Genomic DNA, 19,283 nt, shown 5'->3' on the forward strand with positions numbered 1-19,283 from the left:
ATTCTCCAGATAACTAAAGACTAAATTTTGACTGCGGATAATGCTTGGATTTCCCAAGTTTATTGAATCACGCTGTTGAATAATGCTTACTGAGATGTGAAAGTTGCCAGAGGTCACAACATCGCCTGACGACGATGGACATATGGGTCTTGGTGCGGTTTACAGACAAGCCCTTTATGTTCCAATTGCTGGTCTATATAATTTAGATTAGCACTCTCACCATCCGAGTGCTAATTTAGCTAAACTACGTAACCTATGGCAACAGTCTTATTAGTGTGGTTTACCGTACAAACTCGTCTATTCATTACGTTGTAAGCACTGTAATGATTTATAAAAATTGGGGATCAAAGATGAAAAGCCAGATAATATATTGCACAAAAAATCGCCCCTCAACTTAGATTCGAATTAGGGCGATAAAAATAGCGCTCAACAAGAATTATCAAATTTCTCTTGAAAAGAAAGCTAGACAGAAAGTTCGCTTAGCTGGCGAGTCATATATTCAAAAGGCTCATCAATAAAATTAGTATTTTCAACCCCGTCGTTGCCTGCCATTTCCTTGAGCATATCTTTCATAATTTGAATTCCCACTACGGTAGGACCAATTGGCACTCCTAAGGAGTTGTATGTCTCGCGCAAACCCTGTAATACTCTTTCATCTAAAACGTCCATGCTTCCCGCAACTAAAGCATAGGTAGCATAGCGTAGATAGTAGTCCATATCACGTAAGCAAGCAGAGTAGCGACGGGTGGTATAGGCGTTACCTCCAGGACTGATTAGTTCTGGCACTTCTTCAAATAGTCTAATCCCTGCATCTCGTACGATTGTGGCAGCATTCCCGCTAACTATAGTTGCCACAGCGACTCTGGCAGTACCAGAGGTAAAATAGTCTTTGAGACTATCGATCGCATTACGGTCTAGATAACGACCGGCAATATCGTAATTTCTGATTAAATTGGTAACTGCGTCTCGCATCTTCCCTTATTTCTCCCAACAGCAATTTATTTAATTTATTTAATTTGGCTGATAATAACAGCCTTATTCTTTCAGCTATGTCTTAAGCTACTTTTATTAATAATCCCACAAGTTGTAGCGACGACTACGGTTCACTTTAAATTTTGACATCTTAGTTTTTAATTCGCTCTACACCTAAGCAAATTTAAAACAAAGCTTAACTTTAATCTATATATCAATAGCTTTGAAACAATTACTTACCTTGCTTTTGATTGAGCCATGACCATCAATCTTATAAATGTGAAGCGAAAATGTGGTTAATACCGAGTCGAAATTGCCAATAAATTTTCACATCAGTATTTATGGCGTGGTTTGTCATGTAAAAATCTAAGAAAATTATTTTGACTAAAGATTTAAAAGTGGAGGATTTTTAGCCAATTAAAAATTAAAACAATTTTGTTACGTATGTTACATTTTCCTAGATTGCTAACAAGTAGGATCAATTGAACTAAACATATTTTGCAAGAAGAATACAACTGTCATGGGATACGAATCTCGCACACAAGCAATCTACCAAATTACTGACCGCGAACCAATTCCTGTCGGACCTCCATCACGTTTAGAAGATCTTTGGGCAGCAGACGTTTTTAGCTTGAGCAAAATGAAGCAATGTTTGCCGAAGGCCGTGTTCAAATCTTTAAAAAAAACTATTGAAGCAGGAGAACAACTAGACGTTTCCATTGCCGATACCGTGGCATCAGCGATGAAAGATTGGGCAATTTCTAAAGGCGCTTCTTACTATGCTCACGTCTTTTATCCCATGACTAATGCCACTGCCGAAAAGCACGATGGTTTTATCTCCACTCAAAGCGATGGCAGCGCGATCTCTGAATTTGCAGGTAAGCTATTGGTGCAGGGTGAGCCTGATGGTTCATCTTTTCCCAGCGGTGGTATTCGCTCTACTTTTGAAGCCAGAGGATATACAGCTTGGGATGTAACCAGTCCCGCTTACCTCATGGAAACAGATAACGGTGTAACTCTTTGTATTCCCACTGTGTTTGTTTCTTGGACAGGAGAAGCTTTAGATAAAAAGACTCCTTTATTGCGCTCAATTGGGGCAATGAACAGGGCAGCAACTAGAGTGCTAAAGCTCTTGGGTTATGATGATGTTGCTCCAGTGAATTCTAGCTGTGGTGCAGAACAAGAATACTTTTTGGTAGATGCTTTATTTGCTAACAGTCGTCCCGATTTATTATTAGCTGGCAGAACTTTATTCGGCAAGCCTCCTGCAAAAGGTCAACAGCTTGACGATCATTACTTTGGAGCGATCCCCGAGCGCGTCCAGGTCTTCATGCAGGACGTAGAAAAGAAAATGTATCGTTTGGGCATTCCCGCCAAAACTAGACATAACGAGGTAGCTCCTGGGCAATTTGAAATTGCTCCCTATTTTGAAGCAGCTAACGTAGCTTCTGACCATCAGCAGCTAACTATGACTTTATTGCGTCAGACTGCTAAGAAACATGGTTTTGTGTGTTTGCTTCACGAAAAGCCTTTCGCGGGCATCAACGGCTCTGGTAAGCACGTTAATTGGTCTGTGGGTAATGCTACTCAGGGAAACTTATTAGATCCTGGCGATTCTCCCCATGAAAACGCACAGTTTTTGATCTTCTGCGCTGCGGTAATTCGCGGGGTACACATGTATGGACCTTTGATGCGGGCAGTAATTGCTAATGCCAGCAACGATCACCGTTTAGGAGCTAACGAAGCGCCTCCTGCTATTATGTCGGTTTATTTGGGTTCTCAATTAGAAGAACTATTTAACCAAATTGCTACGGGAGAGATTAGCGATCAGTACAGCCATAGCGGAAAATTGGAGTTGGAGATCGATACTTTACCTCCTTTAGCTAAAGATGCAGGCGATCGCAATAGAACTTCTCCCTTTGCTTTTACTGGCAACCGCTTTGAATTTCGCGCTGTAGGTTCTAGTCAGTCGGTTTCGGGCCCATTGATTGCGCTAAACACAATGCTGGCAGATTCTTTGGCTTTTGTTGGCGATCTTCTAGAAGGTGAGTTGAGTAAAGGTACAGAGCTAAACCCAGCAATAGTTACCGTGATCAAAGAAGTAATGCAGAAACACGGTGTGGTCATTTTTGGGGGCGATAATTACTCTGAAGAATGGCATAAAATAGCAGTAGAAGAGAGAGGTTTGGCTAACTTGCCTACTAGTGCTGATGCTTTACCAGTATTAACCGAGAAATATGTCGAAGAACTTTTTGCCAAGACTGGTGTACTTTCTGCCAAGGAGTTAGAAAGTCGTTATGAAGTGTATGCCGAACAGTACATACTCACAGTTGAGGTAGAAGCCAAGTTGGTAGTAGATATGGCAAAAACAGCAATTTATCCCGCTGCTATGCGACATTTAGCTGATATTGCTACTACTGTTGGTGGTTTGGAAGAGATGGGCATTAGTCTTGACAAGGATAATATCAAGACAGTTGCAGAGTTAACTAACTCGATGATGACTAAAGTGTCTAAATTAGGTTCTGCTTTAACAAAAGAAGACTTTAGCAGTACCGAGGAACATATGAAATATTTTGCTACTACAATTCGCCCGATGATGGATGATGTCAGAGTAGACGTTGATGCTCTAGAGGCTGAAGTAGCCGACGATCTTTGGCCTCTACCAACCTATCAAGAAATGCTGTTCATCAAATAGAATTAGCTAGTTTTTTTAATTCCCGTAGGGTCGCTTTAGATGCGACCTTTTTTTGTGGCTATTTGTGACCGCGGAGTACCGTTCACCTTCTTGGTTCGATTCTAGTAATCTTTATCAATGCTGGATTTTGAATGCTAAAAAAAGGATTCTGGCTAAAAACTTAATTGATTTAGCGATCGCAACTTTAGCTCATGGTGCAATTTTAACAATGTAATTGTTAATTTTTATTGAAAATTGGAAATTCAATAAATATAAAAAGAACTATTATATTTCTTCATAATTATCAAAAACTGTTGCTAGTAAAACTGTTGCTAGTAAATGATCAAATCTAATTTTTATAGTTGTTACTAGCCACTTGACTAAAGAGTTGAATTGGTTTAGCTAAAATTTTATTCACCTAAGTTCAAAATATTATGTATTATCTGTAAAGATGAACTAAATAAACAGACCAATTCGATACATGAGTGACAGTTTTTGCCTTAGTTCCGTATAAAAAAGTTGCTTTAAAATTCAATTGAAATTTAATTGAATTTTAATTTTTAATTTCAAAAAAGATAACGATTATACAATATTTATGCAATAAATAACTGTATTTAAAAATACGGCAAAAAAGCAAAAAAAATCACAAACTAGACAGAATCGAGTTTGTCATTGTAGACAAATTAGCTATATTTTCTAATTTAATCGACGTGTAAATGAATTCCGAATTCTTAAAAACTACAAAAACACTCAAACGTAAAAATACCGTGAGTAGTGGAACACAGGTTAAAAGCCTGCTTCCTAGACCTTTGAGAACAGTCTTCAAGTCTTTCTCCCCTTCATGGTTTATATGTATTCCTTTGGCTGCGATAATAGTTGTTGTGTGGAATACGGCAGCTACGGCACAAGGGTTAGAAGCACCTGCTAACCTAGACGAACTACGGGTTGTTTTAGATACCATCTTCCTGCTGTTTTGTTCGATTCTAGTAATCTTTATGAATGCTGGATTTGGAATGTTAGAAGCAGGTTTTTGCCGGCAGAAAAACGCGGTTAATATTCTAGCTAAAAACTTAATTGTCTTTGCGATCGCCACCTTAGCTTATTGGGCAGTTGGCTACGCTCTGATGTATGGTGACGGTGGTCCTTTTATTGGTACTAGCGGATTTTTCTTTAATGGTAATGCCGCTGCCTATGGTGACGATCCTTACCCCGCAGCAGTTCCTCCTGCAATCGGATTTTTGTTCCAGGTAGCCTTTGCGGCAACGGCTGCAACCATTGTTTCTGGCGCAGTAGCAGAACGAATTAAATTCACTGCCTTCTTAATCTTTAGTACTTTACTAGTAGCTTTTTCGTACCCTATTACTGGACATTGGGTCTGGGATGGCGGCTGGTTAGCTGAAATGGGCTTTTCCGACTTTGCTGGATCTTCTGTGGTTCACTCGGTTGGAGGTTGGGCAGCTTTAGTCGGTGCAGCAATTTTAGGGCCGAGAATTGGTAAGTACCAGAACGGTAGAATTAGTGCTATTCCTGGACACAACATGGGCTTTGCTACTTTAGGTTGTTTAATTCTTTGGATTGGCTGGTTTGGTTTTAACCCAGGTTCAGAATTGGCAGCAACAGCTAATGTTCCTTATATTGCCGTAACTACTAATTTGTCAGCAGCAGCAGGTGGTGTGGCAGCAACCTTTACTTCCTGGATTAAAGATGGGAAGCCAGACTTATCGATGATTATTAACGGTATTCTGGCTGGTTTAGTTGGTATTACTGCGGGTTGTGCTGATGTTAGCTATTTTGATGCGGTAATCATTGGTTTGATTGCAGGTGTTATTGTTGTCTTCTCAGTTGCTTTCTTTGACAATATCAAAATTGACGATCCCGTTGGTGCAACTTCGGTTCACTTAGTTTGTGGTATCTGGGGAACTTTAGCTGTAGGTATTTTTGGTACAGCTAATATTCTGACTCAACTTATTGGTATTGTATCCATTGGTGCTTTTACCGTTATCTTTAGTGCTATTGTTTGGTCAATTCTTAAATTCACTGTTGGTATTCGAGTTCATCAAGATGAAGAAAGGCTTGGTTTAGATATCAGCGAACATGGTATGGAAGCATACAGTGGCTTTGTTAAAGAAGCTGACGTTTTAGCTGCTGGTAGTGGCGGTGTTCCTATCGGCATGAACCCCTCAGAAAGATCTGAATTCTAAATTTCAATCAATTGAAGTTTGATTTAACCCCAGAATGCGGCGGGGCGTACACCAAACTATGCGGTGCAAGCAAGCTCTTAAATTGACTTCAAGAGTCAGCCCCTTGTGAGCAGGCTTCGCACGGACATATCAAGCGGGCGAGGCAACCTCGCCCGTCTTGTCTTCCTTTTCAAAGCGGAGTACCGTTAACTTAATTATTGCTATTGCGTAGCTTAGCGATGCCTTTAGGCTCATCGCAACTATTATTTAGTCTTCGCCGCAATGATATTTGTTTTACATTGCTGGCATTGTCAAACCCTGTAGAGATTGCTGTGATTCGGTTAAATTCTTGCCCTGAATTAAGACGCCAAAACCACCTAACCCTGTGGGATCGATTAATTGATGTAAAGCATCACGGCGTTTAAATATCTCGGAAATATTATACTTACCACTAGATAGTTCGTTTAAGCGATCGCCCAAACCTAGAGCCATGAGAAATAACCCCTGCTGAGTCAAGCCAATATTTTTCAGGTTATGTAATTCTCCCTGGCGTTCTAAGGCAGTAAAATCAACGTGAGCAGTAAGATCCTGATAGCCTAAATTAACATAGGGATTATCGTGACGACGATGTTGATAGTAACACTGTAAAGTTCCTAGCTTACGAGCAGGGCGATAATATTTGTCGGCAGTGTAGCCATAGTCGATGGTTAAAATATATCCCCGATTAAGTCTGGTGGCGATCGCTTCTAGCCAGTCCAAAGCTTTGAGATTTACTTCAGTACGATAACCTTCAGCATACTGTTTTTGTAATAAATCAATACCAACGAACTCGAAATATTGGGCTAATTTTTCTGTAGAGATAGAATCAACAGTTTCAGTTAATTTGCCTGACTCAAGAGTTACATGGACTTCTTTTAATCGAGCTTCATTTTTGGTAACCAGATGTACGGGAAAGGCATCAACTAGTTCATTGGAAAAAAAACACCCTTCAATACTATCTTGGGCAAGATCGGACCAAGCTTTCCAGGTAAGGTTAATGTCAAAGGATTTGAGTAATTCTTGCTGTACCTCAATTAAAGCTGGCGACTGCTCGATGATAATATATCTCAAAGCTTGAGTTAACCCTCGGTCGTTACTTTTGTGCAACCAATTTAAAATATCTTGGGCAAGTTCTCCATTTCCCGCACCCATTTCAACTAAATAAAAAGGATTAGGACAGCCCAAATTTTGCCACATTTGTTGGAACTGTACCGCCAGCAGTTCGCCAAAATCTTTACCCAAAGAAGAAGATGTGAAAAAGTCTCCTTGAACTCCGATGCTAGTTATTCCCGAGTTATAGTAACCATACTCTTGATGGTATAAAACCAATTCCATATATTGAGCAAAAGTAATCCACTCCTGGGACGAATCGTTAATTTTGGCAAAAAGAATCTCCTGTAATCTTTGAGAATTGGAAAATTTTGACAAATTCATCATTAAATTGCTGCTAGCTAGAAACTAAATCTCATTATCTAAACAAAAGGACTATTTTCAAGGTGTCACATCAATACTTGGTTTTGGCGTTGATTAATGTAAGCTGTGGGGGAATTTAATTACTTCAGATATGACTATGCTCTGAGTTTATTTATACTTGAATTCTGAATAATAAGATATGGTGTAAATCGATTTAAACAATCAAAAGTGAATGAGTGGTTTAAAAAACAAGCTTAAAGCAGCTACATTGGTCGACATACTTCAGATTCGCGCGATGGAGCAGCCCGATCAGGCGATCTATAATTTTCTGGTTGATGGAGAAACAGAAGAGGTTAGCCTTACCTATGGACAACTAGAACAAAAAGCCAAGGCGATCGCTGCAAAACTTCAATCAGTTAGTTCTCTTCAAGATCGAGTCTTATTGCTATTTCCGGCGGGAATAGACTATATTACTGCTTTTTTTGGTTGTCTTTATGCGGGAGCGATCGCTATCCCCGCTTATCCTCCACGCCCCAATCGTTCCTTGAACCGCATTCACAATATTTTACAAAATGCTCAAACCAACATCGCTTTAACCAGTAGCGATACCTTAAAAGGTTTAGAACGTCAGTTAGAAAGTACTCCTGAGTTACAAAATTTACGCTGGATTACCACAGATACCATAGACAGCGATGCAGGTTCAGATTGGTACAAACCTGATATTGACAATGATGACATCGCTTTTCTCCAATATACTTCTGGCTCAACGGCAGAACCTAAAGGGGTCAAAATCGCCTATAGAAATCTGCTACATAACCTAGAAGCAATCCATCTTTGCTTCAGGCATTCTTCCCAAAGCAGAGGGGTAATTTGGTTGCCACCCTATCATGATATGGGTTTAATTGGTGGTGTTCTCCAGCCTTTGTTTGGTGATTTTCCCGTGACTTTAATGTCGCCATTGATGTTTCTTCAAAATCCTTTACGCTGGCTCAAGGCGATTTCTCGTTACCAAGCTACCACTAGCGGGGGGCCTAATTTTGCCTACGATCTATGTGTTCGCAAGTTTAAACCAGAACAGCTTCGAGGATTGGATTTAAGTAATTGGCAGGTGGCTTTTAATGGTGCAGAGCCAATCAACCATGAGACTCTAACCAAGTTTGCCCAAACCTATGCCCCCTATGGGTTTGACTATTCAGCCTTCTATCCCTGTTACGGCATGGCAGAAGCCACGCTGATTATTTCTGGAGGCTCGAAAAATGCAGCGGTAGTGACTAAAACTGTTCAAGGAAAAGCCTTAGAACAAAATAAAATTGCGCTCGCCGAGGTCAATGAAGCTCATCCCCATACCTTGGTTAGCTGTGGCAGAAGCTTGAGCGATCAAAAAATTGCGATCGCTAATCCCGAAACCCTGGCAAGTTGTCAACCAGGAGAAGTTGGCGAAATTTGGGTATCTGGTTCTAGTATTGCCCAAGGCTATTGGAGACAGCCAGAGATAACTGAAGCCACTTTTAATGCTTATTTAAAAGACACTGGCGATGGACCTTTTTTGCGTACGGGTGATTTGGGTTTTCTGGATGAAGGAGAGGTGTTTTTTACAGGTCGTCTCAAAGATATGATTGTCATTAAAGGACGTAATCATTATCCCCAAGATATCGAAAAGACCGTAGAGGAAACTACTTCTTGGATTAGACCAAGTTGCGTAGCTAGTTTCTCGGTTGATATTCAAGGAGAAGAAAAGTTAGTTGTTCTGGCAGAAGTTGAGCGTCAATACTGGAGTAGTAATCGTTCTAGTGCTAAATCTAATGGCAAGTCGGCTACCGCAGAAATGATCCAGGTTAAGGATCTAACTCAATTGATTCGACGAGAGATATCTAAAAACCATGACCTACAGGTATATAAAACTCTGCTACTAAAGCCTGGTAGTTTACCGAAAACCTCTAGTGGTAAAATTCAACGTCATGCCTGTCGCACAGAATTTCTTGCTAATACTTTAGAGGGTTTACCCGTTTAAAGCGATCGCCTTATTTAAATAATTCTGTCTAGTTCGGCGATCGCGAAGCCTGGGCGAAGCCCAATCGCATTTGCTTTACAATCAGCAACAGCGATCTAAATCACGTACTTTTTCGGACAAATTTAATCGAACCAACGGGAACGCTATTTATATCAGTTATCCAACTAGATATATGGTCGCCACACCCCAGAGTCTGCATGAATTTGTCAATTACCGCTTGCAATACATCTCAGGTAAAGAACGAAGTCAGGCACAGGTATTTTTAGATCGGTTTTTTCAGGCTTTTGGACATCAAGGTGCATTACAGGCTGGTGCAGAATACGAGGTTGCCATTAAAAAAGGCAGTCAAAAAGGTAAAACAGGTTTGGCCGATTTAGTCTGGAAACCGCGAGTCTTAATTGAAATGAAGAAGCAGGGAGAAGATTTAGGCAAACACTACCGACAAGCATTTAATTACTGGACAAGAATCGTTCCCAATCGTCCTCGCTATGTTATGCTGTGCAACTTCGATCAGTTTTGGATTTACGATTTCGATAACCAGGTTGATGAACCTGTAGACATTATTGAAATTCAGAAACTACCTGAAAGATCCTCCGCATTTGGCTTTATGGGGTTGGAAGACAAAAACTCCATTTTCCAAAACAATCAGGTAGAAGTAACTAAAGAAACTGCCCGTAAAATGGGCGAACTATGCGAAATTTTGAAACAACGGGGTGAGAAAGAAGGCTTTAGTACTCTTGCTGCTCAAAGGTTAGTTTTGCAGTGTGTCTTAGCCATGTTTGCCGAAGATCGGGGATTATTACCAACCGATATGTTTGTTGGCTGTATTCAAGATTGTCTGGGCGGTAGAAGTTCTTATGATGTTTTAGGTAGTTTGTTTCAGGAAATGAATCGCCCAGATATTTCTCCTGCTGGTAAATACAAAGGCGTAGACTACTTTAATGGCGGTTTGTTTGCGACGATTCATCCGATTGAATTAACTAAAGAAGAATTAAACTATCTCGATGCAGCAGCGCGGGAAAACTGGAAACAGATTCGCCCTGCTATATTTGGCAATATCTTTGAAGGGACAGCAAATCAAAAAGAACGTCATGCTTACGGGATGCACTTCACCTCCGAAGCCGACATTATGAAAATTGTTAAGCCAACTATTAGTAACTATTGGGATGCCAAGATAGAAGCTGCTAATACTATCGCTGAACTAAATTCTTTACAGTTAGAACTGCAAAATTATCGGGTACTAGATCCTGCTTGTGGTTCGGGAAATTTCTTATATCTGGCTTATCAAGAACTAAAAGAAATCGAAAAGTCTCTACTAGATAAAATAGCCTCCCGTCGTCGTTCGCAAATAAGCAAACAACAAGTCCAAATCGGTTTAGTTACACCATTGCAGTTTTACGGTATGGATATTAATCCGTTTGCGGTAGAGTTGGCGAAAGTAACTTTAACTATTGCTAAAAAAGTTGCGATCGATAAGTTAAGTTTAACCGAACAAGAATTACCCCTCGATACTTTAGATAACAATATTGTCTGTAAAGATGCTCTATTTACACCCTGGGAAAAAGCCGACGCAATTATCGGCAATCCTCCCTTTTTAGGTGGAAGAGAATTAAGGAAGGAATTAGGAGATGAATATACAGAGAAAGTATATGGACAATTCAAAGAAGTAAAAGGTCAAGTTGATTTTTGTACATATTGGTTCAGAAAAGCTAATGATAATTTAAATACAAATGGTAGGGCTGGCTTAGTTGGAACTAATTCTGTTTCTCAAAACACCAGTCGTAAAGCGAGTTTAGATTATGTTGTAGAACATGGTGGTTATATTCATGAAGCTATTTCTTCTCAAGTTTGGTCGGGTGAAGCTAATGTTCACGTTAGTATTGTTAATTGGTCAAAACAACAGCCAGAAAAATTATTTTTAGACGATTTACCTGTCGAGAGAATTTCTACATCTTTAAAAACTGAAATTGCGGTAAATTTTGCTAAACAATTAAAAGCAAATAAAAATTATTCATTTCAAGCTTGTGAATTATCTGGAAAAGGATTTATCGTTTCAGAGGCAGAAGCTAAAGAGTGGATAAATAAAGAGCATAAAAATCAATATGTTTTAAATCCAATGTTAGATGGAAAAAGTTTGATTAATTTACATCTACCAAAGGATTGGGTAATTGATTTTAATGATATGTCTATTGAAGAAGCTTGTGATTATAAATTACCTTTTCAAAGAGTGAAAGAAAAAGTTAAACCAGAAAGGGATTTAAATCGCCGAAAAGCCAGAAGAGTAAATTGGCGGCAATATGGTGAAAAAAGACCAGCAATGAGAAAAGCATTAACGAGCTTATCTTGTTATTTTGCTATTCCTAAAGTTACTAAATATACGGTTTTTAGTCCTGTTGATGTTTCAATTTTACCTTGTGAAGCAAACATGGTTATTGCTTCAGATGATTATTACATTTTGGGCATTTTAAATTCAAATATTCATCGTCTTTGGGTAAAAGCGCAGAGTTCTACTTTAGAAGATAGAACCCGATATACAAATACGACTTGTTTTGAAACCTTTCCTTTCCCACAAAATCCCTGTAGGAGCGGTTCGGGTAGGGGCGTTTCGCGAAACGCCCCTACGAAAACAATCGTCGAACAAATTCATAACAAAACTGTTGAATTACACGAATACAGAACACAACAAATGTCCAAGAAACAATGGGGTATTACTAAACTTTATAACGAATACTTTCATGAACCAGCCAGTAAACTTTATCAGCTACATAAAGAACTAGATAAATTAGTTATGCAGGCTTATAACTTCAAACCTGATGATGATATTCTGGCAAAACTTTTAGAGTTGAATTTGGAATTAGCAGCCAAATAAAAACGAGGAGAAAAAATTATTGGCGCAGAATCATCTAAATAAATATGTAGTCAAAAATTACTTAATTACTAAATAATTTCTTGCATGGGGCGAGTGCGAGAGGGAGGAAGTATTCTGCCTTCTGCTTCAAAATGCTGAATAACTTCTTCTACTACTTCGCATAGTTCACTATAAAGTTTTACTGGGTCATCTCCATGTATTCCTGTGATTAAATCAGGACATTTTCCAATATAAACCCGATCTTCTGCACTCCATTCGATCCATTTATGATATCGATCGCTTACTTTCATGATTTAACTATCTCTATCGCTTGTTTAACTTGCTTTTCTTGATATGTTTTAGCATCATTTCCTAATTTACCACTGATAGTTACAGCACCAGGATAGTTAACATGAGTAAATTTTCGATGTGAGCCTTTTCCACCCACCATCTCAGAAAAACCAGCTTTTTTCAAATCTTTAATTAACTCTCTAACTTTCTTGGGCATTTAAATAGTGATAGAGTAATTTTCATTTTAACAATAATAATTTAGCAACAAAAAAGAGATGTTCATTAGAACATCCCTAAATAATTAAACTTAAATTAACCAATTACTTAACAGTAACTTTTGCACCAGCTTCTTCCAGTTTTTTCTTAGTGTCTTCAGCGTCTTCTTTAGGTACACCTTCTTTAAGAGCTTTAGGTGTCGATTCAACCATTTCTTTAGCTTCTTTTAGACCCAAGCCAGTGATGGTACGAACAACTTTAAGAATGGCAATTTTCTTATCTTTGGGTACTTCTTCAAGAACTACATCAAATTCAGTTTTTTCTTCCTCAGCTTCAGCAGCAGCAGCAGGGGCAGCCATAGCTACGCCAGCAGTAGCAGCAGCACTTACACCAAAGGTTTCTTCAATTTGAGAAACTAGTTCAGAAGCCTCTAAAAGACTTAGAGTTTTCAACTTTTCGAGAATTTCATCAGTTGCAGCAGACATATACTTTACTCCGTGATCAATTAATAATTAGTTGTATTGTAAATAGTTTCAGAAAGATGTTTACTCTTCTTTCTCCGAAACCGCTTTGATGCCTCTAGCCAGACTGGTAGGAATCTCTTTAACACCCACAGCTAACTTGGTAGCCAAGGCATTAATTGAGCCAGCGATTTTGGCATATAGCTCATCTTTGGTAGGCAAGTCGCCTAAAGCTTCAACCTGTTCTTTAGTTAAAGCGCGACCTTCCATTACGCCACCGCGTAACTCGGTTTTTTTGGTGTCCTTCTGGAATCCTTTATAGGCTTTTACCGCTGCGCCTATTTCCTCTCCAGTTAAGAGAAAAGCAGCAGCATCATTCAAGAATTCCTGCATTGGCTGCCAATTTTCATCACCATCAATGGCAATGTTCATCAGGGTGTTCTTGGTAATCTTGCAGGTAGCACCAATAGGACGCAAACGATTACGTAGTTCAGTAATCTCTGCCACCGATAACCCTTCATAGTTAATTACAAAAGCTAACTGAGTGTCGCTTAAGCTATCTTTTAGTTCGGCTACTATTTCTTTTTTGTTGGCGAGGGTTCTCCCCATCCTCTGTCACCTCCTTGGTATTTGAGATCTTTTGGATCGCATAAACGACAAAACCTCCAGCTTATTGCCAGAGGTTGCTACCGTATTCATGACTGTTCTCAGCTAGAGAACTAGAGCATAAATCTAATAGACATTGACCTCGGCAGGAAATTAAGCGAATTAACGCGCCCGCTGTCTTTGGTACTAGTCGTTTAATATTTAATATTTACTTGTAGTGTTTTGTGAGATTGTTTAGGCTGCGCTCGCCAAATTTAGATCTTGTAAAGCACTAGCATCAATCTGAATTGATGGACCCATAGAAGCGGAAACATATACAGTACGCCAGTAACGACCTTTTGCACCACTAGGGCGGTTACGGTCAATGGTTTCTTGTAAAGCTTTAAGATTTGCTAATAAATCTTCCACCGAAAAAGATGCCTTACCAAACATAACATGAACGATGCCCGTTTTGTCGGCTCTAAATTCTAATTTACCAGCTTTAAACGCTTCGACTGCTGACTGTAGGTCTGTGGTAACAGTTCCCCCTTTAGGCGAGGGCATCAAGCCTTTTGGTCCTAAAACACGACCAAGTCTAGCTACTTTGGGCATCATGTCAGGAGTAGCAATCAAGATATCAAAATCCATCATCCCTTTTTGGATATCTTCAATTAGCTCTTCTGAACCATAAATTTCTGCTCCAGCTTCTTCGGCTTCTTTGACTTGTTCACCGCGAGCGATTACCGCTACTCTAACCGTTTGTCCCGTACCTTTGGGTAAGCTAACGGTAGTTCTTAACTGTTGGTCAGTATACTTAGGATCGATACCCAGCTTGATATGAGCTTCGGCGGTTTCATCAAATTTTGCTGTAGCCGTTTCTTTCAAAAGGGTCATTGCCTCATCAGGCTGATAGACCTTATTTTCCTCTACTTTTTTAACTAGCTCGCGCATTCGGCGAGACATTTTCTTTGCCATTATTTTTCTCCTTGGGTAATTAGCGAAGTGGTTTGCTTCTCCCCAGTAAAATGTGTAGTAAAAATTTTCAGTGTTCTCGAAAAGGTTAGTCAGCGATCGCTACACCCATATTTTTCGCCGTACCCGCCACAATTTTCATTGCTGCCTCAATGTCATTAGCATTAAGATCGGGTAGTTTGGTTTGAGCAATTTCTTTAAGCTGCTCTTGAGTTATGGTCGCGAGCTTTTGCTTATTAGGTTCACTTGAGCCTTTATCAATTCCTGCCGCCTTTTTAATTAAGACTGATGCAGGAGGTGTTTTTAGGATAAAAGTAAAACTTCTGTCTTCAAAAACCGAAATTTCTACAGGAATTACTAGTCCTACTTTATCTGCTGTTTTGGCATTGTATTCTTTACAAAATGCCATGATGTTTACACCATGTTGACCCAAAGCTGGGCCTACAGGAGGTGCAGGGTTAGCTTTTCCCGCAGGTAAAGCTAATTTAATTAAGGCTACAACTTTTCTAGGCATCTTTAGTTTTGTTTTTCAACTTGATTAAACTCCAATTCTACTGGAGTATCTCGCCCAAAAATAGATAATAAGGCTTTAAGCTTACTTCTTTCTGGGCTGACTTCGATTACTTCCCCTTCAAACTCCTTAAATGGACCAGAAAGGACAGCAATTTTATCGCCAATTTCCATATCGATTTTGACGATTGGCTCTTGTTCTTCAGACTGCTTGAAGATGCGCTCAACTTCGGAGCGAGATAGAGGAAGTGGCTTAACATGACCCCTGCCTCGACCGTAACGGCGTTTTTGTTCGGCCCCTACAAAGTTAATCACATTAGGGGTGTTTTTGACGACCTGCCAAGCATCATCATCCATTAGCATCTTGACTAAAACATAGCCAGGAAAGACTTTTTCATCGCTGGTATAGCGTGAGCCATCTTTGCGAATTTTAACGCTTGGGGTTTGCGGAATCTGTACCTGCATTACGCGATCGCTTATTTCTAAGGTCTGAATTCGCATATCGAGATCGGTCTTGACACGCTTCTCACATCCTGAAGCTACCTGTACGGCATACCAGCGAGGATTACCTTTGGTTTTTACGTTTACCTTGACTTCTTCTTCTGGTTGCTGATTATTATCTTCTGGTAGATCTGCGGTGTTGGTCATAACTAAAATACCTTTCCTGCCCCCCAAGCAAAGAATTGATCAATTAGATAGATAATTGTAGATACTAGTATAACCATCAAAATTACGGCTACGGACTCACTGATTAATTGTTGGCGAGAAGGCCAGACAACCTTCCCTAATTCTTCTTTGGTTTGAATTGCAAACTCAGCTGCGCCGTTGCCACCTGCTGCTTCTTTCGTAGCGGGGGTTTCTTTTTTTACTATATCTTTTTTAGCCAAAACTATTGCCTCGCGAGAGTATTCGCTATTTCTAATCTAGATTTTACTGTCATTTAAAAGATCAACTACAAGCAATATCAAATAATCAAATCTCGACTACTCCTACTGCTTGAATTATCCTGCTTGCAATCAAGCATAGATTTGCTGATGACTATATATATATTAAGCTTAACTCTTAACTAATTATTAAGTAAATGATTAGTTAACAATCAATAAAGCAGTTTAATACCGCAAATCGATGGCGCTTTTTAGCTGACGCGCCTTGGAGGACTTGAACCCCCGACATCCGGTTTTGGAGACCGACGTTCTACCAACTGAACTAAAGACGCATATTCGCTTTAACTTCTTTTAAGTCAAAGCCTCCCAATTATACCCCATTAGCGTTTTTTTTACTATATATATTCTAGGCTTCGGCTTTTTTGGCAGAACCTTTGGCGGACTTTTTAACTTGACCTTCAATTGGGCGGTCAAATCGCTGTTTAATTCTAGTTGCTTTACCAATGCGATCGCGCAAATAATATAGCTTGGCGCGACGTACTTTTCCGCGACGCTCGACTTTTATTTTGTCAATCATCGGAGAATGAAGTAAAAATACTCTTTCTACTCCGACTCCTTGAAATATTTTGCGAACCGTAATCGTTTCACTGATACCGCCGTTTTGTTTAGCGATTACTGTACCTTTATAGGGTTGAACTCGCTCTTTATTTCCCTCGGTAATTCTGACTCCTACTTCTACAGTGTCTCCGACATAAATATTAGGTATATCAGACTTGAGATGTTCTGATTCTATCGAACGTATAATTGCTTCAGCATTCATGGCTAGTATAAAAACTCACGATTTACCATGATAGCTTTTTTTACAGTATCTGTGAAGAGAAAATTTGAACAGAATAAAAAGCGAGAGAAATTGAAGAAACTAGGCAACCTCATCAATTCTATTTTTTTGTTTATCTTTCTCTAAATTCAACAACATCACTTTTGATCGTTACGTCATATTGACTGAAAAAGCTTTGTCCAAGTAATCCCATATCCATTGAAGGCGAAGTAATTACGTGGGTATTTTTTTGAGTAAGTTTGCCCACCCCAATCGAGTATATGTAACCCGCAGGCATTTGAAAATAATTACTACTAGGAGTAGATACCCAAACAGTTTCGCTATGATTAACTTTTAGCGTTTTTGCCATCTGTTCGGTAATGACTACGCCACTTGCGCCTGTATCTAACATCATCTCGAAAGTATACTGACCATTGAACTTAACATCGATAATAGGAATACCAGAACGTCTGCTTTTAATTGGAACAATTTGAACTTCAGGTTGTCCGCGAAATTGGTTTTGATCTGGAATATCTTGGCTAGAACGATTGGTTCTAGAAGCATTATTTTGACAAAGATGACCTAAATCTATAGAGCTACCATCGGCATCCAACATATAGCAGGACGAATGGTTTTGTGCCAAAGTTGCGGTAGCTAAAGAATTAAATATTACTGTCCACAAGAGGATATTAAATATTTTTTTCATTTAAAAATATAGATAAAACTAGTTATTATGCTCAATTGGCTAATGTATAGCTATTTTTAGAATGAGAGTTATTAGCTAGCTTATCTTTTTCTGTTAATGCTCTTAGAGATGGAGATCACTTAATCAATTGACCAGTAGTCGAAGATTTTATACTGCTTAATTTAGATAATTAGTTGAGAGATTATTTACTCTATATCAACGTTGATGAATATGTGACTTGCCAAACTTATTTAGCTTCAAAATACTAAAAAAATTATTAATTTGATATCAGCTTGCTTTTTGGCAAATTTAAATATGAAATTTTTCTTGCCAACTATGGTTATCGTTTAGAGCATAATCAACACAATAGAATTTTGTTATTGCCTTCTCGTCAAGCAGATCAATGAAAATGTTTGTAGCTAATCGGTCAACATGACCTTAACTTCTTCGCCTTCGGCAATCAATTTCTGACCGACAGGTACGATCGCTAGACCATTAGTTTGCGCCAAATTGATTAAATTACCCGAACTATGACTACCTCCAGCCAGAGCAAATTCATATTTACCATCTACTAAATGCAGTTGTCCCCAGAGATAGGTTTCCCGTCTTCCCGCAGCTTTTAAGTCATGACAGGTAATAGCATTAACCAAACGGGGTAGATAGTTTTGCTGTCCTGATAACTTTCTTAATGCAGGCTGGACAAAACGCCAGCAGCTAACTAATGCCGATACAGGATTTCCTGGGATACCGAAATACAGACAATTATGATTATGATTAAAAGTGGCAACGGTTAAGGGTTTACCTGGCTTTACCGCCACGCTACGAATGTGAAGCGTACCGCCTAATTCTGCCAAGATGCGATCTACGTAGTCATAGTCACCGACGGATACCCCGCCAGTAGATAAGACCAAATCGGCTGACTGAATTGCTTGAGCGATCGCTTTTTTTAATTCTTCTGGGCGATCGCGAACAATACCTAACTTTAAAGGAATCCCTCTATTGTCAGTCACAAAGCTAGCGAGGGCATACTGATTGGAATCAACTATCTGTCCTGGTTGCAGTAGTTGTTCGGGAGTGACTAATTCATCTCCTGTAGATAAAATTGCGACGCGGGGACGACGATAAACCACAAGTTGGCTACATTGAGCGGTAGCTAATACGGCAATTTCTGACGCACCAATGGTGATTCCTGCTGCCAATAATGGTGTTCCTGCTTGATAAAAAGCTCCCTGGTGTCTAACAAACTCTTTCGGTTCAGGTGCACAGAGGATGGTAACTCGATCGCCCTCTCTTTGGGTATTTTCCTGAATTACGATAGTATCTGCACCGTCTGGCAGCATTGCCCCAGTAAAGATGCGGGCTGCTTGTCCTGGTTCAATCTTAGTTTTTGGGCGCTCGCCAGCCGCAATTTCGGTTATTACATTTAAAGTAATCGGATTGGTCGCATTACAGCCTTGAACATCCCCGTAGCAAACTGCATAACCATCCATTGCCGAATTATCCCAATGGGGAAAATCTAGTTTACCCGTAACAGGCTGGGCTAAAATACGTCCGTTTGCAGCTTCTAAATTAATTGTTTCCGTATCTTGGTTAGAATCTAAACCTCTAACTAAACTTAGAATGATTCCTTCGGCTTCACTTACTGACAACATTGGCAAACAATTGATGATAAATCAAGGCTTTTCGTTTAAGGTTGGCAACTTGACAACAATATTATTGAGATAT

18 protein-coding genes, 1 tRNA gene and 1 other annotated feature are annotated in these 19,283 nt (G+C 39.4%); of the genes, 5 read left to right on the forward strand and 14 right to left on the reverse strand.

What is annotated here, in order from left to right:
- Window positions 1–462 precede the first annotated feature (462 nt).
- Window positions 463–972: an allophycocyanin subunit beta gene (apcB, locus tag V6C71_21170; protein HEY9770971.1), complete on the reverse strand. Its 510-nt coding sequence runs from the start codon at window positions 970–972 to the stop codon at window positions 463–465.
- A gap of 520 nt (window positions 973–1,492) precedes the next feature.
- On the opposite strand from apcB, the gene V6C71_21175 reads away from it, so the two are divergent.
- The 3 genes from V6C71_21175 (at window position 1,493) to amt (ending at window position 5,847) form a co-directional block, all read left to right on the forward strand.
- Window positions 1,493–3,667 (forward strand): glutamine synthetase III, encoded by a 2,175-nt coding sequence (locus V6C71_21175; GenBank protein ID HEY9770972.1) that lies wholly within the window; start codon window positions 1,493–1,495, stop codon window positions 3,665–3,667.
- 64 nt (window positions 3,668–3,731) lie between these two features.
- Window positions 3,732–3,881, forward strand: coding sequence for a hypothetical protein (locus tag V6C71_21180; protein HEY9770973.1), 150 nt, complete (start codon window positions 3,732–3,734; stop codon window positions 3,879–3,881).
- 481 nt (window positions 3,882–4,362) lie between these two features.
- Window positions 4,363–5,847 (forward strand): ammonium transporter, encoded by a 1,485-nt coding sequence (amt, locus tag V6C71_21185; protein HEY9770974.1) that lies wholly within the window; start codon window positions 4,363–4,365, stop codon window positions 5,845–5,847.
- A gap of 273 nt (window positions 5,848–6,120) precedes the next feature.
- Here the strand turns inward: amt and V6C71_21190 are convergent, their stop codons facing one another.
- Window positions 6,121–7,302, reverse strand: a complete 1,182-nt coding sequence (locus V6C71_21190; protein ID HEY9770975.1) for a class I SAM-dependent methyltransferase — start codon at window positions 7,300–7,302, stop codon at window positions 6,121–6,123.
- A 208-nt stretch (window positions 7,303–7,510) separates the two neighbouring features.
- Between V6C71_21190 and V6C71_21195 the strand changes: the two genes are divergently transcribed.
- Both V6C71_21195 and V6C71_21200 read left to right on the forward strand, forming a co-directional pair.
- Window positions 7,511–9,289: a fatty acyl-AMP ligase gene (locus V6C71_21195; protein HEY9770976.1), complete on the forward strand. Its 1,779-nt coding sequence runs from the start codon at window positions 7,511–7,513 to the stop codon at window positions 9,287–9,289.
- Window positions 9,290–9,461: 172 nt separating this feature from the next.
- Entirely contained in the window at window positions 9,462–12,158 is a 2,697-nt protein-coding gene (locus V6C71_21200) for a DNA methyltransferase (protein HEY9770977.1), read from the forward strand.
- A 68-nt stretch (window positions 12,159–12,226) separates the two neighbouring features.
- Here the strand turns inward: V6C71_21200 and V6C71_21205 are convergent, their stop codons facing one another.
- The 12 genes from V6C71_21205 to glp form a co-directional block, all read right to left on the reverse strand.
- Window positions 12,227–12,448: a hypothetical protein gene (locus V6C71_21205; protein HEY9770978.1), complete on the reverse strand. Its 222-nt coding sequence runs from the start codon at window positions 12,446–12,448 to the stop codon at window positions 12,227–12,229.
- Window positions 12,445–12,645, reverse strand: a complete 201-nt coding sequence (locus V6C71_21210; GenBank protein ID HEY9770979.1) for a type II toxin-antitoxin system HicA family toxin — start codon at window positions 12,643–12,645, stop codon at window positions 12,445–12,447. Before V6C71_21210 ends, V6C71_21205 begins: the two co-directional genes overlap by 4 nt.
- 103 nt (window positions 12,646–12,748) lie before the next feature.
- Window positions 12,749–13,129 (reverse strand): 50S ribosomal protein L7/L12, encoded by a 381-nt coding sequence (gene rplL, locus V6C71_21215; protein ID HEY9770980.1) that lies wholly within the window; start codon window positions 13,127–13,129, stop codon window positions 12,749–12,751.
- Between the two features lie 60 nt (window positions 13,130–13,189).
- Entirely contained in the window at window positions 13,190–13,714 is a 525-nt protein-coding gene (gene rplJ / locus V6C71_21220; GenBank protein ID HEY9770981.1) for a 50S ribosomal protein L10, read from the reverse strand.
- A gap of 37 nt (window positions 13,715–13,751) precedes the next feature.
- Window positions 13,752–13,913: a sequence feature (ribosomal protein L10 leader region), on the reverse strand.
- Between the two features lie 32 nt (window positions 13,914–13,945).
- Complete coding sequence (gene rplA / locus V6C71_21225) at window positions 13,946–14,665, reverse strand: 50S ribosomal protein L1 (GenBank protein ID HEY9770982.1); 720 nt, start codon at window positions 14,663–14,665, stop codon at window positions 13,946–13,948.
- 85 nt (window positions 14,666–14,750) lie between these two features.
- Window positions 14,751–15,176, reverse strand: coding sequence for a 50S ribosomal protein L11 (gene rplK, locus V6C71_21230; protein ID HEY9770983.1), 426 nt, complete (start codon window positions 15,174–15,176; stop codon window positions 14,751–14,753).
- 2 nt (window positions 15,177–15,178) lie between these two features.
- The gene (gene nusG / locus V6C71_21235; GenBank protein ID HEY9770984.1) at window positions 15,179–15,820 is read right to left on the reverse strand and encodes a transcription termination/antitermination protein NusG; all 642 of its coding nucleotides are present in this window, start codon (window positions 15,818–15,820) and stop codon (window positions 15,179–15,181) included.
- A gap of 2 nt (window positions 15,821–15,822) precedes the next feature.
- The gene (secE, locus tag V6C71_21240) at window positions 15,823–16,059 is read right to left on the reverse strand and encodes a preprotein translocase subunit SecE (protein HEY9770985.1); all 237 of its coding nucleotides are present in this window, start codon (window positions 16,057–16,059) and stop codon (window positions 15,823–15,825) included.
- A gap of 256 nt (window positions 16,060–16,315) precedes the next feature.
- Window positions 16,316–16,388: transfer RNA gene (locus V6C71_21245), tRNA-Trp, on the reverse strand.
- A gap of 74 nt (window positions 16,389–16,462) precedes the next feature.
- Entirely contained in the window at window positions 16,463–16,876 is a 414-nt protein-coding gene (rplS, locus tag V6C71_21250) for a 50S ribosomal protein L19 (protein ID HEY9770986.1), read from the reverse strand.
- 130 nt (window positions 16,877–17,006) lie between these two features.
- The gene (locus tag V6C71_21255) at window positions 17,007–17,579 is read right to left on the reverse strand and encodes a retropepsin-like aspartic protease (GenBank protein HEY9770987.1); all 573 of its coding nucleotides are present in this window, start codon (window positions 17,577–17,579) and stop codon (window positions 17,007–17,009) included.
- Between the two features lie 398 nt (window positions 17,580–17,977).
- The gene (gene glp, locus V6C71_21260) at window positions 17,978–19,210 is read right to left on the reverse strand and encodes a gephyrin-like molybdotransferase Glp (GenBank protein HEY9770988.1); all 1,233 of its coding nucleotides are present in this window, start codon (window positions 19,208–19,210) and stop codon (window positions 17,978–17,980) included.
- Window positions 19,211–19,283: the final 73 nt, after the last annotated feature.

This window comes from Coleofasciculaceae cyanobacterium (assembly GCA_036703275.1).
GTDB lineage: Bacteria > Cyanobacteriota > Cyanobacteriia > Cyanobacteriales > Xenococcaceae > Waterburya.